At 39.7% G+C, this 23,531-nt stretch carries 5 protein-coding genes; 4 read left to right on the plus strand and 1 reads right to left on the minus strand.

From position 1 onward, the window contains the following. Nucleotides 1-3: 3 nt before the first annotated feature. The gene (locus RMZ42_RS16455) at nt 4-7,920 is read right to left on the minus strand and encodes a type I polyketide synthase (protein ID WP_322672382.1); all 7,917 of its coding nucleotides are present in this window, start codon (nt 7,918-7,920) and stop codon (nt 4-6) included. A gap of 1,299 nt (nt 7,921-9,219) precedes the next feature. On the opposite strand from RMZ42_RS16455, the gene RMZ42_RS16460 reads away from it, so the two are divergent. From RMZ42_RS16460 to RMZ42_RS16475, 4 genes are all read left to right on the plus strand, one after another. Then, on the plus strand, nt 9,220-17,157 hold the full coding sequence (locus tag RMZ42_RS16460; RefSeq protein WP_322672383.1) for a non-ribosomal peptide synthetase: 7,938 nt from the start codon (nt 9,220-9,222) through the stop codon (nt 17,155-17,157). Next, entirely contained in the window at nt 17,154-20,990 is a 3,837-nt protein-coding gene (locus tag RMZ42_RS16465) for an amino acid adenylation domain-containing protein (protein WP_322672384.1), read from the plus strand. Before RMZ42_RS16460 ends, RMZ42_RS16465 begins: the two co-directional genes overlap by 4 nt. Nucleotides 20,991-21,167: 177 nt before the next feature. Beyond that, on the plus strand, nt 21,168-22,211 hold the full coding sequence (locus RMZ42_RS16470; RefSeq protein ID WP_322672385.1) for an inosamine-phosphate amidinotransferase 1: 1,044 nt from the start codon (nt 21,168-21,170) through the stop codon (nt 22,209-22,211). A 104-nt stretch (nt 22,212-22,315) separates the two neighbouring features. Beyond that, nucleotides 22,316-22,978: a CatB-related O-acetyltransferase gene (locus RMZ42_RS16475; RefSeq protein ID WP_322672386.1), complete on the plus strand. Its 663-nt coding sequence runs from the start codon at nt 22,316-22,318 to the stop codon at nt 22,976-22,978. Nucleotides 22,979-23,531 lie beyond the last annotated feature (553 nt).

Genomic DNA, 23,531 nt, shown 5'->3' on the forward strand with positions numbered 1-23,531 from the left:
TAATTACGAATTACCCAAAAAAGCCTCTAAATCTGCCAACTCTTGTAAAATTAAATCCTCATCAACCTCCTGCTGAATAGGAGCAACATTTGCAGATACATTAACCTGCCAACCAAAAACCTGTTCCATTAAATAATCAACCAATTTTGTAATATTGGGAAAATCAAATATTAGAGAAGTAGGTAAAGAAACCTCCAATCCTTTTTCTAAACGATTCTTTAATTCTATAGAAAGTAAAGAATCAATTCCCATTTCTAAGAATCCTCGATCTGGATTAGGTATCTCCTTTATCCCTAAAATAGTAGCTACTTGTTTCCCAACGTATGTAAATAAATGTTCTCGACGTTCTCCTGGGGGAATCTCTTCTATCAAACGGCGCGAACTACTTGATTCTTTAATTGATTTAACATCAATTTGGGTTTGTCCTAATTTATTTAAAAGAGGTTTATTACCATGAAATTGGTAAATGTTTTTGAACTGTACCCAATCTACATCAGCTAGTAAAATTTGCGTTTTTCCAGACCCCATTATCGCGGTCATCGCTGCCAAAGCTTTATTCAGGGGAATTTCTTTCATACCAATTTGTTTGAGCCAATCTTCATATTCTTGAGAAACTATGCCGTTTCCAGCTAATAATGCCCAATTCAAACTAGTAGCAGGTAATCCTTTAAGATGACGTAAATGAGCTAATGCATCCATTAGATGATTAGCAGCATCGTATAAACCTTGCTCTTTGGCTCCCCAAATTGCACCTGCGGAAGAGAAAAATACAAAGTAGTCTAATTGCGTTGCTAAAGATAACTCGTGTAAATTCCAAGAACCGCGAACTTTAGCCTGAAAAACCTCTGCGAGATCGTCTAATGTACATTCGCTTAATCTAACTTTGCGTCCTGATACTCCGGCGAGATGGAAAATACCTCGTAGTGGATGAGATGTTTTTTGGATATTGGCAAAGATGCGGGACATTTGCTCAAAATCTCCAACATCTGCCTGACAAACTTCTACAGATGCTCCTCTTTGTTCTAAAGTTCTGAGATTTTGAATAATTTCTGCAAATTCGGTTTGTGACTCCCACTCAGATCGTGATGGAAATTGGCGGCGCGTAGTCAAAATCAAATTTTTCGCACCCAAATCAACTAGATGCTGGGCAAGTTGCAACCCTAGATGACCAATACCTCCTGTAATCAAATAGGTTGCTTGAGCTTGGATAGTGACTGGTTTTGTCGGTAGAGATTCTTGGGGAGAAAGACGCGCAACGTAAGCTTGACTGTTGCGGAAGAGAAGATGATCTTCCGTGACATTTGTCAATCCTGAGAGTAAAGCGGCAAGATTTTGAGCAATATCGGCGTGGGGGTCGAGGTCTATCATTCCTCCCCATAATTCTGGTTCTTCTAGCGCCATCACGCGCCCCAAAGCCCAAAGGGGAGATTGAGTAACAAAAGATGGCCGATCTAATTTAAAAGGTTGACCGCCTTGGGTGACGAGGAATAATTTAGGCGGTAATGGTATTTTTTTAATCGCCTGGAGAAGATTTAAGAAATTGCTACAGCGATGAAATAAAGTAGACTCATATTGCTGGCTTTCATCTGCATTTACAAGATAAATAATCCCACGCAAAGATGGAGATGAAGCTAACCATGTTTCTAGCTCAGAGCTATTTTTAGAATTGGCGATCGCACAATCACCAAAATCTTTTATTAGTTGCTGTTGAATTGCTACAGCTAGATTGTCGCTTTCATCGGTAAAAATTAGCCAATTACCCGAAATATCGCTAGTTCGATCGGTATTTTGGGCAACAATAATACTTTGCTGAAATAAAGGACTGCCAATTTTTTCGTCAGGAGAAATAAATTCAGCTTGAGCAAAGCCAGATTCTAAGAGGATAGATTGCCAAGTAGATGCTGTAATGATGGGATGGTCTGGGCGTAAATTGCGCTCGCTAAACCGCCACCAACCTTGAGCCACACCAAATATCAAATCAATCCACCGCGACTGATTGGTAAGTTCTAGGAGTAATAAATGTCCTCCAGGACGCAGCAAACCTCGAATGTGGGGTAAGGTTTCTCTTTGTAAATCCTGCGTAGAATGCAATACATTTGCCGCAATAATCAAATCGTAAGAATTGGGTGAAAAACCTTGAAGTTCGGGGTCTTTTTCTATGTCCAAAACTTTGTATTCGATGAAGGAAAATTGAGCAAAAGTATCTCTAGCAGTTTCTAAAAAGAATGGCGAGATATCAGTAAATGTGTAAGTGATTTTACCAGAAGCGCAAGCTGAGAGAATTTGATGGGTAGTGGCTCCAGTTCCCGCACCAATTTCTAGAATTCTGATTGGTTCAAGTTGAGAATACTTGGCTAATAAAAGTTCAACAGTTTTAGAGATACCAAGGTTGAGAACTTCTGCCCAAGATGTATCTTTATAAAACTCTGCGGCTCCAATTTGCCCATCTTGAGAAAATAAAATGGATAAAGGAGAAATTTTACCTGTAAGTATGGCTGCAAGATTGCCAGCAACTCGCCTAAACAGTGTTAATTCTACACGAGCATTTGGGTACTGAACAATCAAATCTTCTACTGTTAGATCGGGATCGGATTGTCGCGGTTCACTGATGATTTTCCAGTTAGAACCCTGTTTTTCTAAAATGCCTGTTTCTGCCAATATATTCAGGCAATGTTGCCACAGCAATCTATGCTCCTCTTTAATGCCAGCTTGACGGAAACTATTTTCTGAAGAGAAGATAGTATTGATTTGAAATAGTTGCAAATCTTTTAAAGCTTGCACAATAAAGTCTGCACTGAGTTTTTCCATCTCCGAAAAAGCTAGAGAAACTCCTGTAAATTGTGCGGATTTTATTTGTTCTCCCAAATAAGAATCTAAAGCAGTTTGAATTGTTTCTAGATTTTGTAATTTGCTAGCTGATAAAGCATAAGGCAACCATTCCAACTGGTAAAGTAAGTTTTCAAAATTAGAATTACCAGTGTCTTGATGATGTAGCTGAATTAATTGTTGAACAATTGTTGATAAAGTTTGTTTTTCACCTTCAGAATAATTGCCAGTTTCTAGTAAAGTCTGCATCAAGCTTTTTGTATCTTTTTGAGACAACATCTTGACAACAGCAGATTCTTCTGAAATTGAGACTTGAGTCTTTAAAGGAATCCAATGTCGGCGTTGCTGGAAAGGATAAGTTGGTAAAGCGCATCTTCGAGGTTGGTAATCTTTATCAATACCAAACCAATCGATATCTGCACCACGTACATAAAGTTTGCCAAGGCTTTCTAGTAGAACTTCCCAATTAGAAAATCCTGAGCGTAAACTCGGTAATATTAGGGGGTCAGATAAAGATATCGATGATTGGATAATTCCTAATAAAATAGGTTGCGGGCCAATTTCAATAAAAGTATCACAACCTAAAGATTGCAGAGACAAAACTCCTTGATGAAATTGCACAGTATGCAACAAATGCTGAATCCAATACTCAGGAGTAACAATGCTGTCATCTGCAATTTCTCCTGTCAAGTTAGAGATGATGGGAATTTGAGGTTTGGCAAAGTCAATTTCTTGCAGAGTATTTTTAAATTCTTCGCATACGGGTGCGATTAGTGGTGAGTGAAAAGCATGAGAAACTTTGATTTGGCGAACTTTAATTCCTTCGTTGCTAAAGTGTTCGCAAAGGTGTTGAATAATTTTTTGTTCGCCGGAAATTACTGTATGTTGTTCGGCGTTGATGGCTGCGATCGCAACTTTTATTCCCTGATTTCTACACAATTGACGCACAGATTTTTCATCAAGAAAAATGGCTGCCATCGCTCCTTGCTCTGCGGGTAATTCCCCAATTAAATTTGCTCTGCGTACGATTAGTTTTAAACCACTTTCAATATCAAAAACTCCTGCAAAACAAGCAGCAGCATATTCACCCAAACTGTGTCCTAAAACAGCAGTCGGCTGAATGCCCCAAGAACGCCATAATTGAGCCAGTGCTACTTCAACAACAAATAAAGCTGGTTGGGTATAAGATGTACGATTTAAAGCTGCATCGGAATTAGCAAATATCACTTGCAGTAAAGATTTACCAGTGAGTTCTTGATATATCGTTTCACATTGGTCTAAAGTTTGCCGGAAAGTTGGTTGACTTTGATAGAGTTGATGAGCCATTCCCGGATATTGAGAACCTTGTCCTGTAAACAAGAAGGCAATTTTGGGAGGCTGCTTTTCATCAACTTGAGCGTGAATTACCGACTCTATATCTTGTTGTCCAAACTGATGTAATTTAGTGACAAAATCATCAATTTCAGAACCAGTTATCGCCAAACGATTCCTGAATTTAACTCGGCTAGTATTGGCTGTGAATGCGACATCACAGATATCGCTTTCGGGATGATTTTCGAGAAATTCTGCATAGCTTTTTGCTAAATCTCCCAAAGCTTGTTCGGTTCTGGCAGAGAGTGTGAGTAAATGCTGGGGACGTTTGATGTCATTGGGCTGGAGATTAATGGCGGGAGCTTCTTCCAACACGATATGAGCATTTACGCCACCAATTCCTAAAGAGTTAACCCCAGCGCGCCGAGGCAATTCTTTACCATCTTGTTGCTTTGCAGCCCAGGGGATGGCTGCGGTATTGACATAAAAAGGAGTCTTGGAAAAATCAATTTGGGGGTTGGGAGTATTGAAGTGTAGAGTCGGGGGAATAATTTGATGTTTGAGAGCTAGAGCAGCTTTGATAAGACCAACAATACCAGAAGCAATTTGCATGTGTCCGATATTTGTCTTCACAGACCCCAAAGCACACTCGCCCTGATGTGCGGCGCTGTATGCTCTAGCCAAGGCATCGATTTCAATGGGGTCTCCGAGTTTTGTACCTGTGCCATGAGCTTCTACAAAGCCAATAGTATCAGCCTCGACTCCGGCAAAGGCTAGTGCTTCGGCTGCGACTGAAGTCTGACCTTCTCCTCCTGGAGCTGCAAATCCCAATTTTGTGCCACCATCGTTATTGATAGCAGATCCTTTAATCACAGCGTAGATGCGATCGCTATCTGCTAGAGCATCTGTTAATCTCTTGAGTAAAACTACCCCAACGCCACTGCCAAAAATAGTACCATTGGCTTGAGCATCAAAGGCGCGACAATGCCCATCTGGAGAAACAATCAAACCTTCTTGATACAAATAACCGATCTTTTGGGGAGAGTTGACAGAAGCAGCTCCAGCTAAAGCCATGTCACTTTCACCATTGAGCAAACTTTGACAAGCCAGATGCACAACTACTAGTCCGGTGGAACAGGCTGTTTGGACGTTGACGCTAGGGCCGCGCAGATTTAATTTATAAGAAATCCGCGTCGTCACATAGTCTTTATCGTTAGCCACCATTGTTTGGAACCCTCCCATCGAATCTAATGTGAAGGGTTGTAATTTGTCATTGCTATCTAATTGACCGCGATTTGGATAACAGTTATTGATAAAATAAGTGTTCATGCTTGCTCCAGCAAACATTCCGATCGCTCCCTGATATGAGATAGGATTGTAGCCGGCGTTTTCTAAACACTCCCAGCTAGATTGGAGCAGTAAACGTTGCTGTGGGTCGAGCAATTCTGCTTCTCTGTCTGTGTATCCAAAGAAGTCGCTATCAAAATACTCTGCTTTATCAAGAATTGGTCTGGCTTTGACATAATTAGGCTGCTGAAAAAGTTCAGGAGAAACTCCCGACTCTAGTAATTCTTCTTCTGAAAAGAAAGATATTGTTTCGACACCGTTTTTGAGATTTTCCCAGAAACTATCAATGTTGTTAGCTCCAGGAAATCGACCAGCCATGCCAATAATGGCAATATCATGAGTGTCATGATGACGCGAACGGTTTTCGGCACGTTTGCGACTTGTTTCTTCTATAGCTGTTGTGGAATTAGATTCTTCAGTTAAGAAATGAGCTAATGTGGCAACTGTAGAATTTTTAAACATTTCAGCTAGAGGTAGCTGGCGACCAAAAAGTTTTTCTAATTGATTTTGGACGCGAATTAAGTGTAGAGAATGACCTCCCAATTCAAAGAAGTTATCGTGTAAACCAACTGAAAAAAGTTGCAAAACTTCACACCAAACGGCTGCGATTTGGCGTTCATTTTCAGACTGTGGTAAGCTGGGGTTGTTTTGGCGATCGCTAGCTAAAGATTCATTGATTGCTTGGATGCGATCGGCAAATAATCCCTGTTCAAAATCTTTTTTTAATTTAGCTTTTTGAACTTTACCAATAGATGTTTTCGGAACTAACTCAGCCTCCAAGGGTATGACATAAGCAGGCGCAATTCCTACTTTCTGGGTTAAATGGCTGCGAATTTGTCTGACTAATTTTACCGAATGCTCAAGATTATTTGATTCTGGACTAAAAGTAATAACTAATAAATCTGTTTCTCTATTTTGGTCGAAAACTGCAAAAGCAGCCGTATATGAAATAGCTACACCATCTAATTCTTCTATCGTTGTTTCAATTTCATGGGCAAAATAGTTAATGCCGTTAATAATAATTTCTTGTTTTTCTCTACCAGTAATAACTAACTCACCATTGTGCAGATAACCTAAATCACCCGTAGTAAACCAACCTCTATCTTGAAAAACTTCTTGATTTAATTCGGGGTTATTATAATATCCTTCAGTCACAGAAGGGCCTTTAATCTGAAGTCGTCCAATTTCACCTTCTGGCAAAACATTCTTCTCTTGGTCAATAATCCGAATAATAGCTCCAGGAATCGGCTGTCCTAGAGATACAAAACTATTTTCTTCTATCAGTTCATCTTTGCTTAAACCTGCTGACCAAGTAATTCCAGAACAAGATTCAGTCATCCCAAATGCTGGTTTAATTACTCTATCTCGCAATTGATGTTTTTCTAGAAGTTCTAAAAACAAGCGAATAGTTTTGACCGAAACTTGCTCTCCTGCATTCACTAAAAATTTGATTGAGGAGAGGTCATAGCAAGACTGGTTAAGTTCTTGGGCGTACTGATTAATTAAGGAGAATGCAAAGTTAGGGGCCCAAGAGATACTGACTTGATGCTTTTGAATCAAGTCTAACCATTTGAGTGGTTGACGCAGAATCAATTCAATTGGCACATGAATTTGATGACAAGCCAAATCCACAGCCATAATTCCTAAGAATACTATCGCCCCCACATGGTCTAAGGGCATCCAATTTAGCGTAACTTCTTGTTGTGTAAAATTATTCATCCGCACTGTACCGGCGGACATGGATAAAAGGTTACGATGGTGCAACATCACACCCTTGGGTAGACCTGTACTACCAGAAGTAAATAGTAATAATGCCGGATCTAGTGGTGCAAGATGAGGTAATTCATCAGCCGAATGTTGGTTTGATGGAGATTGATGACTTCGTAAATCATCTATCGATACTACTTGCAATCCTTCTAAATTAGATTGAGTAGTTAGTTTTTCTATTTCGCTAATTAATTCACAATCGGATAATATAATAGGTCGATCTAAAATCTGCCAGACATTCTCAAGTTTTTTAACTGCGGCATTTTTTATATCGTAATTGGGAGCAATGCTCAGAGGTGCAGGAATAATTCCACCTAAAAAACAAGCCCAGAGTGCGGGAATAAAATCTTGACTTCTACCAATTTGCAATATAACTTTATCCCCTAATGTCAGTCCGTGCTGATAAAGTCCATCTAAAATAGTGAGGGCATCGTTATATAAATCTTTATAACTCTGAAAATATTCGGTTTCGTCATTTCTAATATATGTGATTCCTTGATTTTCACACTTGGCAGCATCATTCAATACTTCTGAAAGAGTCCGCCAGCTATCTTCTAATTGCCCACCAAAACTGATTGAATTTTTCAATATTCCTTCTTGCTCAGGTTTCTGAGGCGATTTTTCATGCAAATGAGTTTCGATGAGTTTCTTGGTTTGAGGGATATGCATATACTTTATTTTGGCAAGTGGTAGGTAATTACTTGACTCAATATTTGTGTCTTACTACTTTATATTTTTGTAAAGCTTGCATTCTCATTACTTGAAACTAGATTTTATCTATAGAAGTTTGTTTTTATAGGTTTATAAATAATTTGTAGGCAGTTATGGAAATCATCATAGTTATTTAAGTTATGTTACAAAAAATTGTTTATAGCAAAATTACTTATTAACCAAAACAACGGCGCATTCATCCGAGCAACATAAAATCTATAAATTAACTTACAGAATTAGCCGTTTGATACAGAAAAACTTTATAACTTTTATCATTAAATTTTTTAGAGATTTATCTACACAGGCTAACTTCTCATTTTACAACTTATGTAACTTAGCAGTACATAAATACTATATATGATTTGGGATTTTTTTGCTATTTAAGTTTAAATATAATCTCATTACCAAGATAAATATGCAATACCAATCAATTATTTTTCCTTAACTGTCTTAACTGTCTTAACTGTCTTAAATGTCTTAACTGTCTTAACTGTCTTAAATAGTTCGCAGGCAATCGATACAGAAATATCGATCGCAATTATCGTAGTTAAAATAACTGTTGTGTTAAACTTAGCTTGAGTAGAAGCATAGTTAGACTCAAAAGGAAAAACAACATAACTATATATCCTAGAGCGATCGCCAGCAATTTAATTAACCTGGTGTTAGTGGCTATGTAAGCTTTAGTAGATAGAGTATGCATAAATTTGCGATCGCTCGCTACTCAAATAAAGTTTACAACTAAGCGAACTGTATACAATTCTATTCATACAAGCATTTTGGCTCTCTGCTGAATCCTAGTGTCAAAAATAGATGAAATTTTTCTAAATTACTTATTGTTTCCCAAACGCTTATGGTGTAAATTTAATCTCTATGGTTCTAGTATTTACTAGCTAGTTCTTCAAACACAATAGTTAATTAAGAATTTAATTAATAGGTAAATTCTACTCGACCAAAGAATAAGTTGAGTAATTTTGGCGTTATTAAGACTTAAAGCCAGTTTAGGATCGAAATATTATTACAGATTGTTTAACGTATAAATATTTTTTTGATATTAATAAAATTAATAATAATCGAAAAAAATAATGATTTTTCCATTTATTAATTACAGTAAAAAAATGATACCTTCTGTATTCAAACTAGAAGTTAATATTCTTAACCACCCATATAAACTAGATATAAACAATAATGAAGTAATACTGACAATATTTACTTTATAAATATGCTCTAAATGCGCAACACAAATGTACGGAGAAGTTTATGGAAGTGATAGAATCACATCTTGTTTCAATAGATTACCAAATTAGACAACTGCGAGAAATCCAGCCAGTAACACCTTTAGTTAATGGGGTAATTCATAATACAATAGAATCTAGAGACAAGAAAACTGATTTTATATATAGAGATTTACGCGATAAAATCTCCACTTTAACTACTAATTCTCCGGTTAACAAGCTGGCTTTATATCTATCAGCTATTAAAATTTTAATATTTAAATATACTGCTCAAGAAAATTTTGTTGTGACAACGGGGGCTTTGAACCTAGACAAGTCTGATAGCTTGATATTCTCCCGATTTTCCAGACAACAGTTTATTTCATTTAAGGATTTACTCAAAATAACTCGTAGTAATCTACAAGAAGGATACCATCATCAAAGCTATGATGTAAACGCTCTTGTCGAAACATTTATTGCCAGAGGCGGAAATCCAGCAGCGATTTTTGATATTGCTCTGATTCAAGAGGGATTGTGTAGCCGCAGTTCTTTGTTAAACAATTTTCAACTAGTTTTTGAAATTGATGCTCAAGATACTTCTATTTCTGTAACTTTTCCAAAAGATGCTTTCGGTGGAGATTTTGTGCAGAGAATGCTGGGACATTTTCTCCAAATTCTAACAGTTGTTACGGCAAATCCCGATCGGAAATTATCAGAAATTGACATACTAACAACACAAGAACGCAGTCAATTACTGACATGGAATCATACAGAAATTCAATATCCTCAAGATAAATGTATCCATCAGCTATTTGAAGAGCAAGTAGAGCAAAATCCCGATGCAGTAGCGCTAGTATTTGAAAATCAGCAATTGACCTATCGGCAGTTAAATGAGCAAGCTAATCAGTTAGCACGCTACTTGCAAACACTAGGCGTAAAACCAGAGGTACTGGTAGGTATTTGCATAGAGCGTTCCCTAGAAATGGTAGTAGGACTGTTGGGGATTTTAAAAGCTGGGGGAGCATATGTGCCATTAGACCCTAGCTATCCAGCAGAACGTCTGGCTTACACGCTTCAAGATGCAGCAGCGCCAGTGTTGCTCGCTCAGAAGTCGCTGTTAACGGCAATACCAAAAAATCAGGCAATTGTGGTGTGTTTAGACACAGATTGGGAAGTAATTAATTCTTGCAGTCGGGAGAATTTAGTTAGTGGTGTCCAGCCAAATAACTTGGCTTATGTAATTTACACTTCTGGGTCTACAGGAAAACCTAAGGGTGTGTTAGTTAATCACCAAAATGTGACTCGTTTATTTGCCGCTACTCAGTCTTGGTATCACTTTTGTGCAAGTGATGTGTTTACACTATTCCATTCAATTGCCTTCGACTTTTCGGTTTGGGAACTCTGGAGTGCTTTGCTGTATGGTGGACGTTTGGCGATCGTCCCCTACTGGGTAAGCCGCGATTCCTCAGCTTTTCACAACTTGCTGCGCCAAGAGCAAGTCACGGTTCTCAACCAAACGCCATCTGCTTTTCGCCAACTGATCCGGGTGGAAGAACTGGCGGAAAATCAAGAATCGAAACTCAGCTTACGCCTAGCGATCTTCGGTGGCGAAGCTCTGGAGCCGCAAAGCTTGCAGCCCTGGTTTGAGCGATATGGCGATGCCTGCGGCGGGCTTCGCCAACGCTCTCCCCAATTAGTAAATATGTACGGGATCACAGAAACAACCGTCCATGTTACCTATCGACCACTGACAATAGCAGATGTTAACAATAGCAAGAGCCTGATTGGTTCCCCGATTCCCGATTTGCAATTGTACATTCTAGATGAACAGCTAAAACCTGTACCTATCGGGATCGCAGGTGAGATGTATGTTGGTGGTGCTGGGTTGGCTCGCGGCTATCTAAATCGTCCAGAACTGACAGCAGAGCGGTTCATTACTAATCCGTTTAGCGACGAACCAGAGGCAAGGTTGTACAAAACCGGCGACCTAGCCCGCTATTTAGAAAATGGAGACATTGAATATCTCGATCGCATCGATAATCAAGTTAAAATTCGCGGTTTCCGCATCGAATTGGGAGAAATTGAAGCCGCACTGCTAAAACATCCAGAGGTGCGGGAGGCAGTGGCGATCGCCCGAACTGACCAACCAGGAGACAAACGCCTAGTAGCTTATATAGTTGCCAAACCCTCAAATCAAGCATTTGAGAACCAATCCCATAGCGAACAAATATCACAATGGCAACAAGTATTTAACGATACTTATCGCCAAAATGCTCCCAGTCAAGACTCAACGTTCAATATTATCGGCTGGAACGACAGCTACACAGGTCTACCCATTCCTCAAGAACAAATGGGTCAATGGTTGGACTCTACTGTTGAGCGGATTCTGGCTTTGCAGCCTCAACGGGTGCTGGAAATTGGTAGCGGTACGGGGATGCTGCTGTTTAGGATTGCTCCCCAATGTTCGCGCTACTGTGGCACTGACATTTCCGACAATGCTATCCGTTATGTGCAGATGGAAATGCAGAAAACTGGCAGCGCTTGGTCGCAGGTGCAGCTAATCAACAAACCAGCCCACGACTTTGAGGGTTTTGAAGCCAAAACATTTGATGCAGTTATCCTCAACTCAGTTGTTCAGTATTTTCCCAGCATTGATTATCTGGTAAGTGTCTTAGAAGGTGCAGTGAAAATGGTAGCGCCAGGGGGCTTTATCTTTGTGGGGGATGTGCGTAGTCTACCCTTACTGTCAGCTTTCCATGCCGATGTCATCCTGTACCAGACATCCCAAGAGCTACCTACAGAAGATTGGTGGCAGCGCGTACAAAAAAATCTCCAAGAAGACCAAGAACTGGTAATTGACCCGGCCTTCTTTAATGTTCTGGTGCAACATCTGCCGCAAATCAGCCAAGTCCAAATTCAGCTCAAACGAGGTCGCGATCGCAATGAGCTAACACGGTTCCGCTATGATGTTATTCTCCATGTAGGAGACAGGGTTTCTCCCTCAATCGAGCCTCAGTGTTGGGACTGGCAGCAAGATGAGTTGACATTATCCTCGATTCGCCAACTTTTACTAGAGACACCAGAGATTGCGATCGTCAAAAATGTTCCCAATGCACGTCTTTGGCAACAAGTCAAGCTCTTAGAACTACTGGCAAGGGATGAAAAACCAGCCACAGTCGGCGGTCTACTCCAAAACTTAGAAGCTCTCACCCAGCAAGAAGGGATAGAACCTGAAGACTTTTGGAGCTTGAGTGAGGAGTTACCTTACAGCATCGACATTAGCTGGTCGGATACGGGGACAAATGATTGTTATGATGTTGTGTTTAGCAGGCGATCGCTAGGGCTAATATCTCATGGAATACTACCTCTACTTAAGGAAACGCCCCAACTAAAACCCTGGAGTCACTATGCTAATAATCCTTTGCAGGGTAAATTAACTCGCCAGCTAGTCCCACGGCTACGCAGTTTCCTCAAACAGTCTCTTCCCGACTACATGATTCCCTCCGCCTTTGTAACGTTGGAGGCACTACCGCTAACATCCAACGGCAAAGTTGACCGCCGCGCTCTACCAGCACCCCAAACAACTAGAGCCGACTTGGAAAAAGCTTTTGTCGCACCTCGAACTCTAGAAGAGCAGGTACTAGCCGACATTTGGGCTGAGATTCTCGGTCTGGAACGAGTTGGTATCCACGACAACTTCTTTGTCTTAGGCGGCGATTCCATCCGCAGTATTCAAGTTTTAGCCCTAGCAAAAGAAAGAGGTTTGCACTTCTCAGTTCAACAGATGTTTTTACATCAGACGATTTACGAACTGACGCAAAACCTCGCCACAGCAAAGACTAGTAATAGAATCACAGAAAAAATCCAGCCGTTGGCTCTGGTCTCTGAACAAGACCGCCTCAAGTTACCCGACAATATTGAAGATGCTTATCCGCTTGCTAGACTTCAGATGGGGATGTTGTTTCACAGCGAGTACAGTCCCGGTTCTGCTGTCTATCACAACGTCAACAGTTTTCATCTGCGAGTTGTTTTTGACGAATCAAAATGGCGGATAGCTGTACAAGAACTTGTTGCTAATCATTCTGTACTGCGGACTTTCTTCGATGTTAGCAACTTCAGTGAACCGTTGCAGTTACTTAGGCGCACAGTTCGTGTTCCTTTGGTAGTAGAGGATCTGCGCCATTTATCTGCCCCTGACCAAGAAAGTATTTTGAATGCTTGGTTTGCAGCCGAAAGAAAACAAAATTTTCGTTTAGATAGTCCTCCTCTATTACGCTTTCATATTCATCGCCGCAGCGATGAGACATTTCAGCTAACTTTGATCGAACACCACGCCATTCTCGACGGATGGAGTGTAGGCTTACTATTCACTGAGTTACTGCAAAGATATTTATCCTTATTAGGTGAAGAAATTCTACCTCTCAATCCACCAAGAGCGATCGCATTCCGAGACTTTATTGCTTTGGAGCAAAAAGCTCTCAATTCCCAAGAGTGCCGACAACATTGGTTGGAAAAACTTAACGGTATTACTATTACAAAGTTACCTCGTTGGCCTCAATCCTACCACTCACATGAACCTGAATTAGGGACATTGGGTACTCAAGAAGTAACCCTATCTCTAAAAGATTCTCAAGCTTTAAAACAGGTAGCAAATAAAGCAAAAGTTACCCTCAAAAGCGTACTTTTAGCCGCACATCTGAAAGTGTTAAGTGTGCTTTTCGATCGGTCTGATGTCTTAACAGGTATGGTATCTAATGGTAGACCAGAGGAAGCTGATGGAGAGCGAGTATTGGGACTTTTTCTGAATACTTTGCCATTGCGTTTACAACTCTTGGGAGGCACTTGGATAGACTTGATGCAAGAGACATTCAAGGCTGAACGAGAATCCCTACCTTTCCGACGATATCCCTTAGCTGATTTGCAGTGGAATTTGGGCGGTCAGCCTTTATTTGAAACATCGTTTAACTTTACCCATTTTCACGTTTACCAAAGTATCTTAGGGCTGCAAGGTCTACAGGTATTAGATAGCAAATTTCTCGGAAAAACAAACTTCACTCTGGGAGTCCACTTTACTTTGGATCTCGTCTCGTCCCAGATACATTTAACCCTAAAATACAATGCCAGCGAGTTGTGCCAAGAACAGGCGATCGCCATTGGCAATTATTACACTAGCACCCTGGCGGCAATAGCTAGTGACCCTTCACAACGTTATGAATCTTTCACTTTACATCTTCTAGAACAAGACAAAACTGCAATATTTCATGCTCAACAAAGCCAGATTTCACTACAACAAATTGAGTTGAATACTAATGCAGCATGGCAAAGCAATATTTTAGCAAGTCAAGAGCATAAAAAACATCTAGATTACTGGCGACAGCAACTTAACGATGGGCAACTACCCCGCGTTCACTTACCTACAGATTTCCGCCGTCCTCCTATAAAAACATTGAATGTTTCTCGTTTAAACTGGACATTCCAACCAGAAATTGTCTCTGGTTTACGAATGATTTGCAATCAAACAGAAACTACTTTATTTATGGGACTTGTGGCGGCAGTAAAAATATTACTTTATCGCTACAGTGGTCAGCATGATATTACTATTGGTACAGAAATTACCACTCGCAATAATTATCAACTTGCATCTCCAAGCCAATTTTTGAATACAGTTGTTATCCGTGACGAAATAGAACCAGATCGAGGATATCAAAATCTGCTAATTAAAGTTCGTCAAACTGTTACCGAGGCATTTGAACATTCTGCTTATCCGTTTGATATTTTGGTAAAAGAACTGGCAAATTCCAGTGAAATTAACCGCACACCATTGTTCGATGTGTTAGTACTTCTGCAAAACATTAGTCAACCTGTAGAAGAAGTAGAGATAAAATCCCTGGGTTCGCTCAATTCTCCAAGCAAATTTGACCTCTCTTTTGTTTTTCTTGAACAGAACAACGAACTCAGTTTAGCTCTAATTTACAACACAGATATATTCCAAGCTGAGAGAATACAACAAGCCCTAAGACATTTGGATAAACTACTTCTAGAAATGATAGTGAATCCCAGCCAACCAGTTTGTAAAATTCCTCTTTTGTCAGCCGCAGAAACATCTTTTATCGAAAGCTTTATCAAACCAATTCCTCGTTTAGAAACACGCACAGTTATCCATGATTTTATCGACCAAGTAAAAGCCTTACCAGATAAAACATCAATTATTTATCCAGGTGGAGAATTTAGTTATCTAGAATTAGATATACTTAGTAACTCTTGGGCTAACATCTTTAAAGATTTAGGCATTCAAAAGGATATTCTTTGTGGCGTAATGCTTGAAGGAGATTATCGTCAAGTATTAGCAATGCTAGCAGTATTTAAAGCTGGGGGAATTTATTTACCTCTGCGTTTGGATGAACCAGAAGAACGTTATTCACGTATGATGGTTAAAACATCCCCCACCATGATAGTGGTCGATCGCGAAAATTTAGAGACTATCAAACTTCGACTAGCAGTATTACCAAAACCCCCTCATATATTAGTCGCAACTGCCCATGAAATTCAGCAATACTATCAGTGGAATGGCACAATTTATCAATGCTTGCCTGTAGTTGCAAGTAACGATCGAAAAGCTTTAGTTATACCTGATGCTGATGATTCTAACTATATTATGTTCACTTCCGGGTCAACAGGTGAACCCAAAGCTATACTTGGTAGTCATGGCAGTTTACGCCATTTCATAAACTGGGAAAAACTAGAATTTGGAATTAATCAAAATTGGCGCTGTCTGCAAATTGCAAAAATTAACTTTGATGCTTACCTTAGAGAAACTCTCGTCACTTTATGTTCTGGAGGAACTCTCTATATTCCTAATAGCATAGATCGCGAAGATTCGGAGCGTTTATTACTGAGATTGGGAGAATGGCAAATTAACTTACTACATACTGTACCTTCAGTAATGCGCCTATTTTTAAATATTGGTCGCAATTTAGCTAATGCTAACCAATTGCTTAAGAATTTACGAGTTTTGGTGTTGGGAGGAGAACCTTTATTTGTCAAAGAATTGTGCGAATGGCATCAAGTTTTTGGTTCTCAGACAGAATTTGTAAATATTTATGGGGCAAGTGAAACCACTTTTGTCAAACATTTTTATCGAATTCCCGACCCGAATAAAATCACTTATGCCAGAGTTCCTGGAGGGAAAACATTGCCAGAGGCGGCGTTTGCAATCATTGATGGAACTCGTCCCTGTGCTGTCGGAGAAGTAGGAGAAATCTTTGTCAAGTCGCCTTATTTAACAAAAGGCTATTACCAAGATGAAAGTTTAACCAATTCTGTTTTTGTACCCAATCCTTTGAATAACGGCGCTGATGTAGTTTACCGCACAGGAGACTTGGGACGACTGCTACCCGATTTGACGGTGGAGGTGATAGGACGCAGCGATAACCAAGTGAAGTTGAATGGAGTACGGATTGAGTTGGGAGAAATTGAAGATGCACTGGCTGCTATTGATGGTGTAGAAAAAGCACTGGTAATTGCAGAGAAAAAAGAAGAATCGGTGACAGTCAGTGCATTTTATCAAGCAAAAAATGCTGTAAATCATCAACAGATCGGCAGCCAATTGAAACAAGTGTTACCAACTTATATGCAGCCAACTTATTTGATGCAGTTGGCTGACTTTCCATTATTGCCAAATGGCAAAATCAATCGTCTAGCACTACTAAAAACAGAAGCAAATATTCTTCAAACAAACAATCAAATTACTAACCTTAATCAACAAGAGGCTTTATTAGCTTCAATTTGGGGTGAATTATTAGAGGTAGAGGTGAGTGATGCGAATCAGTCATTTTTTGAATTAGGAGGAAATAGTTTAAAAGCAATGCGCTTAGTGTCGCATATCCGCAATCGCTTTGGAGTTGCACTGCGATTACGAGAAATATTTACTCAAAATACTTTAAAAGCTCAAGCTGATTTGATTCAATCACGACAAAAAAAATGATAAAGTCACTACCGAATCAACAATATTACGAAGTATCCCACGCTCAAAGGCGGATGTGGATTCTGCACCATATAGATGAATATTCCAGCGCTTACAATATTAGGCTGGCAATGAGAATCAATGGCAGCTTAGATATTTCGGCATTTACAGAAGCTTTTCAACAACTTGTGAGTCGTCACGAAATTTTGCGAACTAGTTTTACAAGTGTCGCAGGTGACATTCAGCAAATTTTGCATGAAAAATTGCCTACAGAAAAATTAATAAATTTTCAAGATTTAAGAGGGCAAAAAGATGTTGAAGCCGTAGCTGATACCTTAATTCAAGAATCAGCTAACTCGCGCTTTGATTTAGAGAAGTTACCTCTGATGCGAGTTTTATTAGTGCAGATCGAGTCAGAGGAATTTTTGTTTGGTTTGACCATACATCATATTATTGGGGATGCGCGATCGCTCGATATCCTTTTCCAAGAGTTTGTTACTTTATACTCTGCTTACACGCAGCAAAAAACTCTCGTCTTACCTCCATTACCATTGCAATATAAGGATTATGCTGCATGGCAAAATCAGTGGTTAGAAAGTGAGGAGGTAAAAGAACAACATAGTTATTGGTGCGATCGCTTTGCCGAACAACCACCTATACTCAACTTATCTCCCGACTTTCCTAGACCGCAATTTAAATCTTCTCAAGCTGGTGTATATACTTATAATTTCAGTCAGAATATCGGCGATAAATTACGCTCTTTTGCTGCTGGGAATAATACAACTCTATTTATAACTCTTTTAACTTTATTTAAAATATTACTCTACCGTTACACAGGGCAGCACGATTTAGTCATTGGTATACCTATTTCTGGACGCAATCATCCAGACCTAGAAAACCAAATCGGATTTTATGTTAACACCCTAGCTTTAAGAACTTCACTCCCAGAAGCGGGAACTTTTAAACAAGCATTGGCAGAAGTAACAAATACTTGCCTCGATGCTTATGAATATAGTAATTATCCTTTTAATAAATTAGTATCTGCCCTGGATTTAGAACGAGATTTATCACGAAATCCTTTATTCGATGTGATGTTTTCACTGCTTAGTAAAGATAGTAAAGCAGTGATGAAAATTCCGGGAATTGAACATCAAGCATACCCCCTGAAACCACGAACGGCTCAATTCGATTTGAGTTGGAGTCTGTTTGAAGATGCCAACGATTTAAGATTGGTCATCGAATACGAAGCCGATCTGTTTCGAGAAGAGACGATCGCCAGAATGAGCGGTCACTTTTTACAAATAATTCAGACAGTAGTTGAGAATCCCGATTGCCAATTGTCACATATTGATTTACTAACTCCTGAAGAACGCTATCAATTACTAACTCAATGGAATAACACAGAAGTTGCATATCCTCAAGATAAATGTATCCATCAGCTATTTGAAGAACAAGTAAAACTTAACCCTGATGCAGTTGCGCTAATATTTGAAGGTCAAAAATTAACCTACCAACAGTTGAATGAGCGAGCAAATCAATTAGCTCATTATTTGCGAGAAAAAGGCGTAAAACCAGAAGTATTGGTTGGAATTTTTGTTGAGCGTTCCCTGGAGATGGTAATAGGAATATTAGGGATTTTAAAAGCAGGAGGAGCTTATGTACCTCTAGATCCTAGCTATCCAGCCGAACGTTTAGCTTATATGCTCTCAGATTCGGCAGTTTCTATATTGCTTACCCAGCAGTCCTTAATAGATTCTTTACCAGAAAATCAAGCCGAGGTGCTGTGTTTAGATAGTGATTGGCAGGTAATTGCTAACTATAGTCAGCAGAATCCCATCAGTCAAGTGACATGGGAAAATTTAGTTTATGTCATTTATACCTCTGGCTCGACAGGTAAGCCAAAGGGAGTAATGAATATCCATCAAGGCATTTGTAATAATTTATTGCGGACGATTGATGCTTATCCACTCACAACAAGCGATCGCATCTTACAAATAACTCCCTTTAGTTTTGATGTTTCAGTCTGGGAAATCTTCTGGTCTTTAATAGCTGGGGCTACTTTAGTAGTAGCTAAACCTGAAGGTCATAAAGATACTGCTTATTTGATTAACTTAATTGCCCAAGAACAAGTTACTCAAATCAATTTTGTTCCCTCAATGCTGCGGGTTTTTCTTCAAGAATCAAATTTAGAAAACTGCCGTTGTTTAAAGCGAGTATTTTGTGGCGGAGAAGCACTATCTTATGAACTAACTCAACGCTTTTTTGAGCAGTTTGATTGTGAATTGTACAATTTTTACGGCCCAACAGAAACAGCAGTTGATGCCACTTTCTGGCAGTGTACGCCACAGTCTAATTATCAAATAGTTCCTATTGGTCGCCCCATTGCCAATACCCAAATTTATATCCTCGATTCTCATCTCCAACTAATTCCTCTTGGCATTCCTGGAGAATTGCATATTGGGGGCGCTTCTTTAGCTAGAGGCTATCTCAACCGACCAGAATTAACTACCCAAAAATTTATTTCTAATCCCTTTGGTAATGGCAAATTGTATAAAACTGGAGATTTAGCTCGTTATTTACCAGATGGAAATATTGAATATCTTGGTCGGATCGATAACCAGGTCAAGCTGCGCGGCTTACGTATTGAATTAGGAGAAATAGAATCGGTTTTAGAAACTAATTCCCAAGTAGAACAAACAGTCGTCATTTTGCATGAAAACCAACGGTTAGTAGCTTATGTAGTTAGAAAAGACCAGTCATTAACCCCTAGCGATCTGCGTCGTTTCTTACAGCATAAATTGCCAGCTTACATGATACCTTCAGCTTTTGTAATGTTGTCAGCTATGCCATTAAACCCGAATGGTAAGATAGACCGTAAAAAATTGCCAAAACCCGATGAAACATCGATAGTAGAATCACCATATTTAGCTCCACGCAATCGCTCAGAAAGCATTTTAGCAAACATTTGGCAACAAGTTCTGCAAGTATCAAAGGTAGGAGTAAATGATAACTTCTTTGATATAGGTGGTCATTCATTACAAGCCATGAATCTCATGGCACTAATTTATCAAGAACTGGAAATTGACATTCCTTTGTCAATAATTTATGAAAAACCTACGGTAGCAGAATTGAGCGAGTATATCATCTACCTCAAAGAGATGAATATCCAACCTAAAGAACGTCCTTATGTAGTTTTCAATAAAGCACGAGAAAAAGCGATTTTTATATTTCCCCCAGCCCTTGGTTTTGCAGCAGCTTACGCGAATTTAGCTGATTATTTAACAAATTATGCTATCTATACTTTCAGATATATTGCCGATGAAGCAACTTTAGAAAAATATGCAGAATTAATAGATAGCCTAGCACCAAATCAAGATATAAAATTGATGGGACATTCAGCAGGTGGTTTTTTGGCAATGTTGATGGCTCAAAAGTTAGAAAGTCGCGATCGTATAGTTTCTGATGTGATTTTATTAGATACTTACAGAGACGGTCGTGAAGCTAAACAAGCCCAAATGTCAGAAATCATAGAAGGTGTTGATGGTTTCTTATTAAATCCCAAACGTCAGGAATTAAGACGTTACTTTATGGATAACCAAAAGTTACGCGATCGCACCTACAATCAAGTTTGGGAATACTTTAATTTTCTCTGGCATTCAGACCTAAAAAATTTGCAAATTGACGGAAATATTCATCTTATACGTGCTGAGGGAAACTACGATTACGAAGATGATTGGATACAAGCTACAAGAGGAGAACGAATCAATCATTATGCCTATGGGGTTCATCGAGAGATGATCGATCCTCCTTATCTCAATCAAAACGCCACTATTATTAATGCGATTCTCACTTAGAATTGAGAATTTGGAATTTACAAGATTCAGTGATTCTGGAGTGGTGTTTTAAGCAAAAACCTTAACGCCTGAATTAGGTTTTAATCAGACTTTGCACCTATTTCAATCACCTCACTGCATATATGCAGTTTATTGAAAGAGTTTTTCCAACTATAAAATTTAGGACTAAAACAACAGATGAGTAAAGTAAGAGTTAATAACGAATGGGACGCTCTCGAAGAAATTATCGTTGGGCGTGCCACCAATGCACGTATTGCCTGTCGAGATCGAGGTTTGTTTGCAGTCGAATATAGAGATTATGGCAGCATTGAAAACATTCCCTCTGGTCAGTATAGCGATCGCATCATCGAAGAAACTGAAGAAGACCTTGACGAACTCGTGCGTACACTTCAAACCCTCAATGTAGTTGTTCAGCGTCCTGATGTAGTAGATCATTCTATTAAATTTCGTACCCCCGATTGGGAATCAGACGATCAATACAATTACTGTCCCAGAGACCTATTTGTTACAGTAGGAACATGGATTATCGAAGCGCCAATGACGCTACGAGCAAGATTTTTTGAAACTCTTTCATTTAAATCTATCTTGATGGATTATTTGCAGAGCGGAGCTAGATGGATATCAGCCCCAAAGCCCAGACTCGCTGATGAAATTTATAATATTCACGATCCTAACTGTTCAGCAATCAAAGACCATGAGCCTCTATTCGATGCAGCAAACATATTACGGTTAGGGAAAGATATTTTCTATCTAATTTCAGATACGGGGAACCGTTCTGGAGCATTCTGGCTGCAAACTATATTAGGCGAAGAGTATAGGGTGCATACTTATGACAACGTTTATAGTGGCAGTCATGTAGACACCACCATCGCTGTAATTCGGCCTGGTTTAGTTGTAGTGAATGCTGAACGAGTTGGCGAACAAAATCTGCCCGAACTGTTCAAGAGTTGGGATGTAATCTACCTGACAGAAGTCGTTGATATTGGTTATACAACAACATCCTATGCTTCTAAATGGATTGGTATCAACCTCCTGATGGTAAATCCAAATCTGGCGATCGTTGATAAATCACAAACTCCACTGATCGAACAGCTTGAGAAACGCGGTGTTGATGTTGTACAGCTCCAACTCAGACACGCAAGAACCTTGGGAGGAGGGTTTCATTGTGTAACGTTGGATGTGCGACGAAAAGGCTCATTGGAAAGCTATTGTAATGCTTAAAAATTGCATTATGAACCCGATCTAATGCAATTGTTAGTAAAAAACATACCTTAAACAATAGATATATCTATAGAATGCGTAAGTCTAAATAAAGGAGTTTAGCTATGGCTTATCACACCTACAAATCTCCGCTTCTATGGTTAGCATCGATAGTCAAAGACAGCCGAGTGAGTGTTGGAGAATATACCGCCTGTGACAACTCCATTACCTTTGCGTTGTGGTTTCCTGATGAGAGAATTGAGATTGGTAAATATTGCTCTCTAGCAAAAGATATTACTATCTTCGGTGGCGGAGAGCATCACATTACTAGGGCGACTACTTATCCATTTCGCCTGTTCTTCCCTCTCTCTCAAACCCAGTTTGCAGAACGGCGTGACGAAGTACGCCACAAAGGTACTACTTCAATTGGAAATGATGTATGGATTGGCTACGGTGCAACCATTTTGTCAGGAGTTAAGATTGGCAACGGAGCAGTCATCGGCTCTCAGGCAGTTGTTGCCAGTGATATCCCTGATTATACGGTTGCTGTAGGCAACCCAGCTAAGGTTATCCGCTCTCGATTCAGACCTGAAACAGTTGAACGTCTGCTGAAACTGCGTTGGTGGGACTGGGATACTAAGAAAGTTATTGCAAACCTAGAATGGCTTTACCAAAATCCTGACGATTGGCCAGAAGATATCCAGTTTAATGAATCTACAGAAGGTCTGCCAGATTTTCCTGCACCTGAACTTCTAGAGGAAGACATTAAAAACATCAGCAAAGGGTAAGGGAATCCACATTTTAAGACGTGAGATTTGAAATGAGGACGCAATGCAAGCCGCGCAAAATGTAACACTATTAATAATAGTGTTACATCTGTTTTTTTGCGATAGTTCCGTCGGTGCTTTTAATACCAGCTTTGACGCTGATATCTAGAGTTGCTGTTGTTGTCGGACAAAACACACACCCGAATGGCACGCTTGTTAACGGCAAACCCATTATATATAAGGCTTTTGGGTGTGGGGTGTGGCTGAGTGGGTGTAGTCAGTCAGAAATTTATTTGTATCCCCACTCATATTTACTAGAAACAGGGTGTGGGGTGTGGGGTGTAGGGTGTTGGGGGTAGGGTGTTGGGTGTAGGGAAAAATCAAGAAAAGTGAACAGGGTGCAGGTTGTATTGGGTGTGGGGTGTAGGGAAATTAAGACAGACACTCCGGGTGGGGCTTTTACCTGCCTTGCGAAATAAGGATTTTTCGCGCGCGTGGGGCGAGGCTTTAAACCTACACCCTACACCCTACACCCTACACCCTACACCCTACACCCTACACCCTACACCCTACA

The sequence above is a fragment of the Nostoc sp. DedQUE05 genome (assembly GCF_034530955.1).
Taxonomy (GTDB): domain Bacteria; phylum Cyanobacteriota; class Cyanobacteriia; order Cyanobacteriales; family Nostocaceae; genus Nostoc.

Bases quoted from the DNA above. Each gene is read 5' to 3' on its own strand.
- RMZ42_RS16470 (WP_322672385.1), top strand. From the start codon at position 21,168: ATGAGTAAAGTAAGAGTTAATAACGAATGGGACGCTCTCGAAGAAATT.
- RMZ42_RS16475 (WP_322672386.1), top strand. From the start codon at position 22,316: ATGGCTTATCACACCTACAAATCTCCGCTTCTATGGTTAGCATCGATA.
- RMZ42_RS16460 (WP_322672383.1), top strand. From the start codon at position 9,220: ATGGAAGTGATAGAATCACATCTTGTTTCAATAGATTACCAAATTAGA.
- RMZ42_RS16455 (WP_322672382.1), bottom strand. From the start codon at position 7,920: ATGCATATCCCTCAAACCAAGAAACTCATCGAAACTCATTTGCATGAA.
- RMZ42_RS16465 (WP_322672384.1), top strand. From the start codon at position 17,154: ATGATAAAGTCACTACCGAATCAACAATATTACGAAGTATCCCACGCT.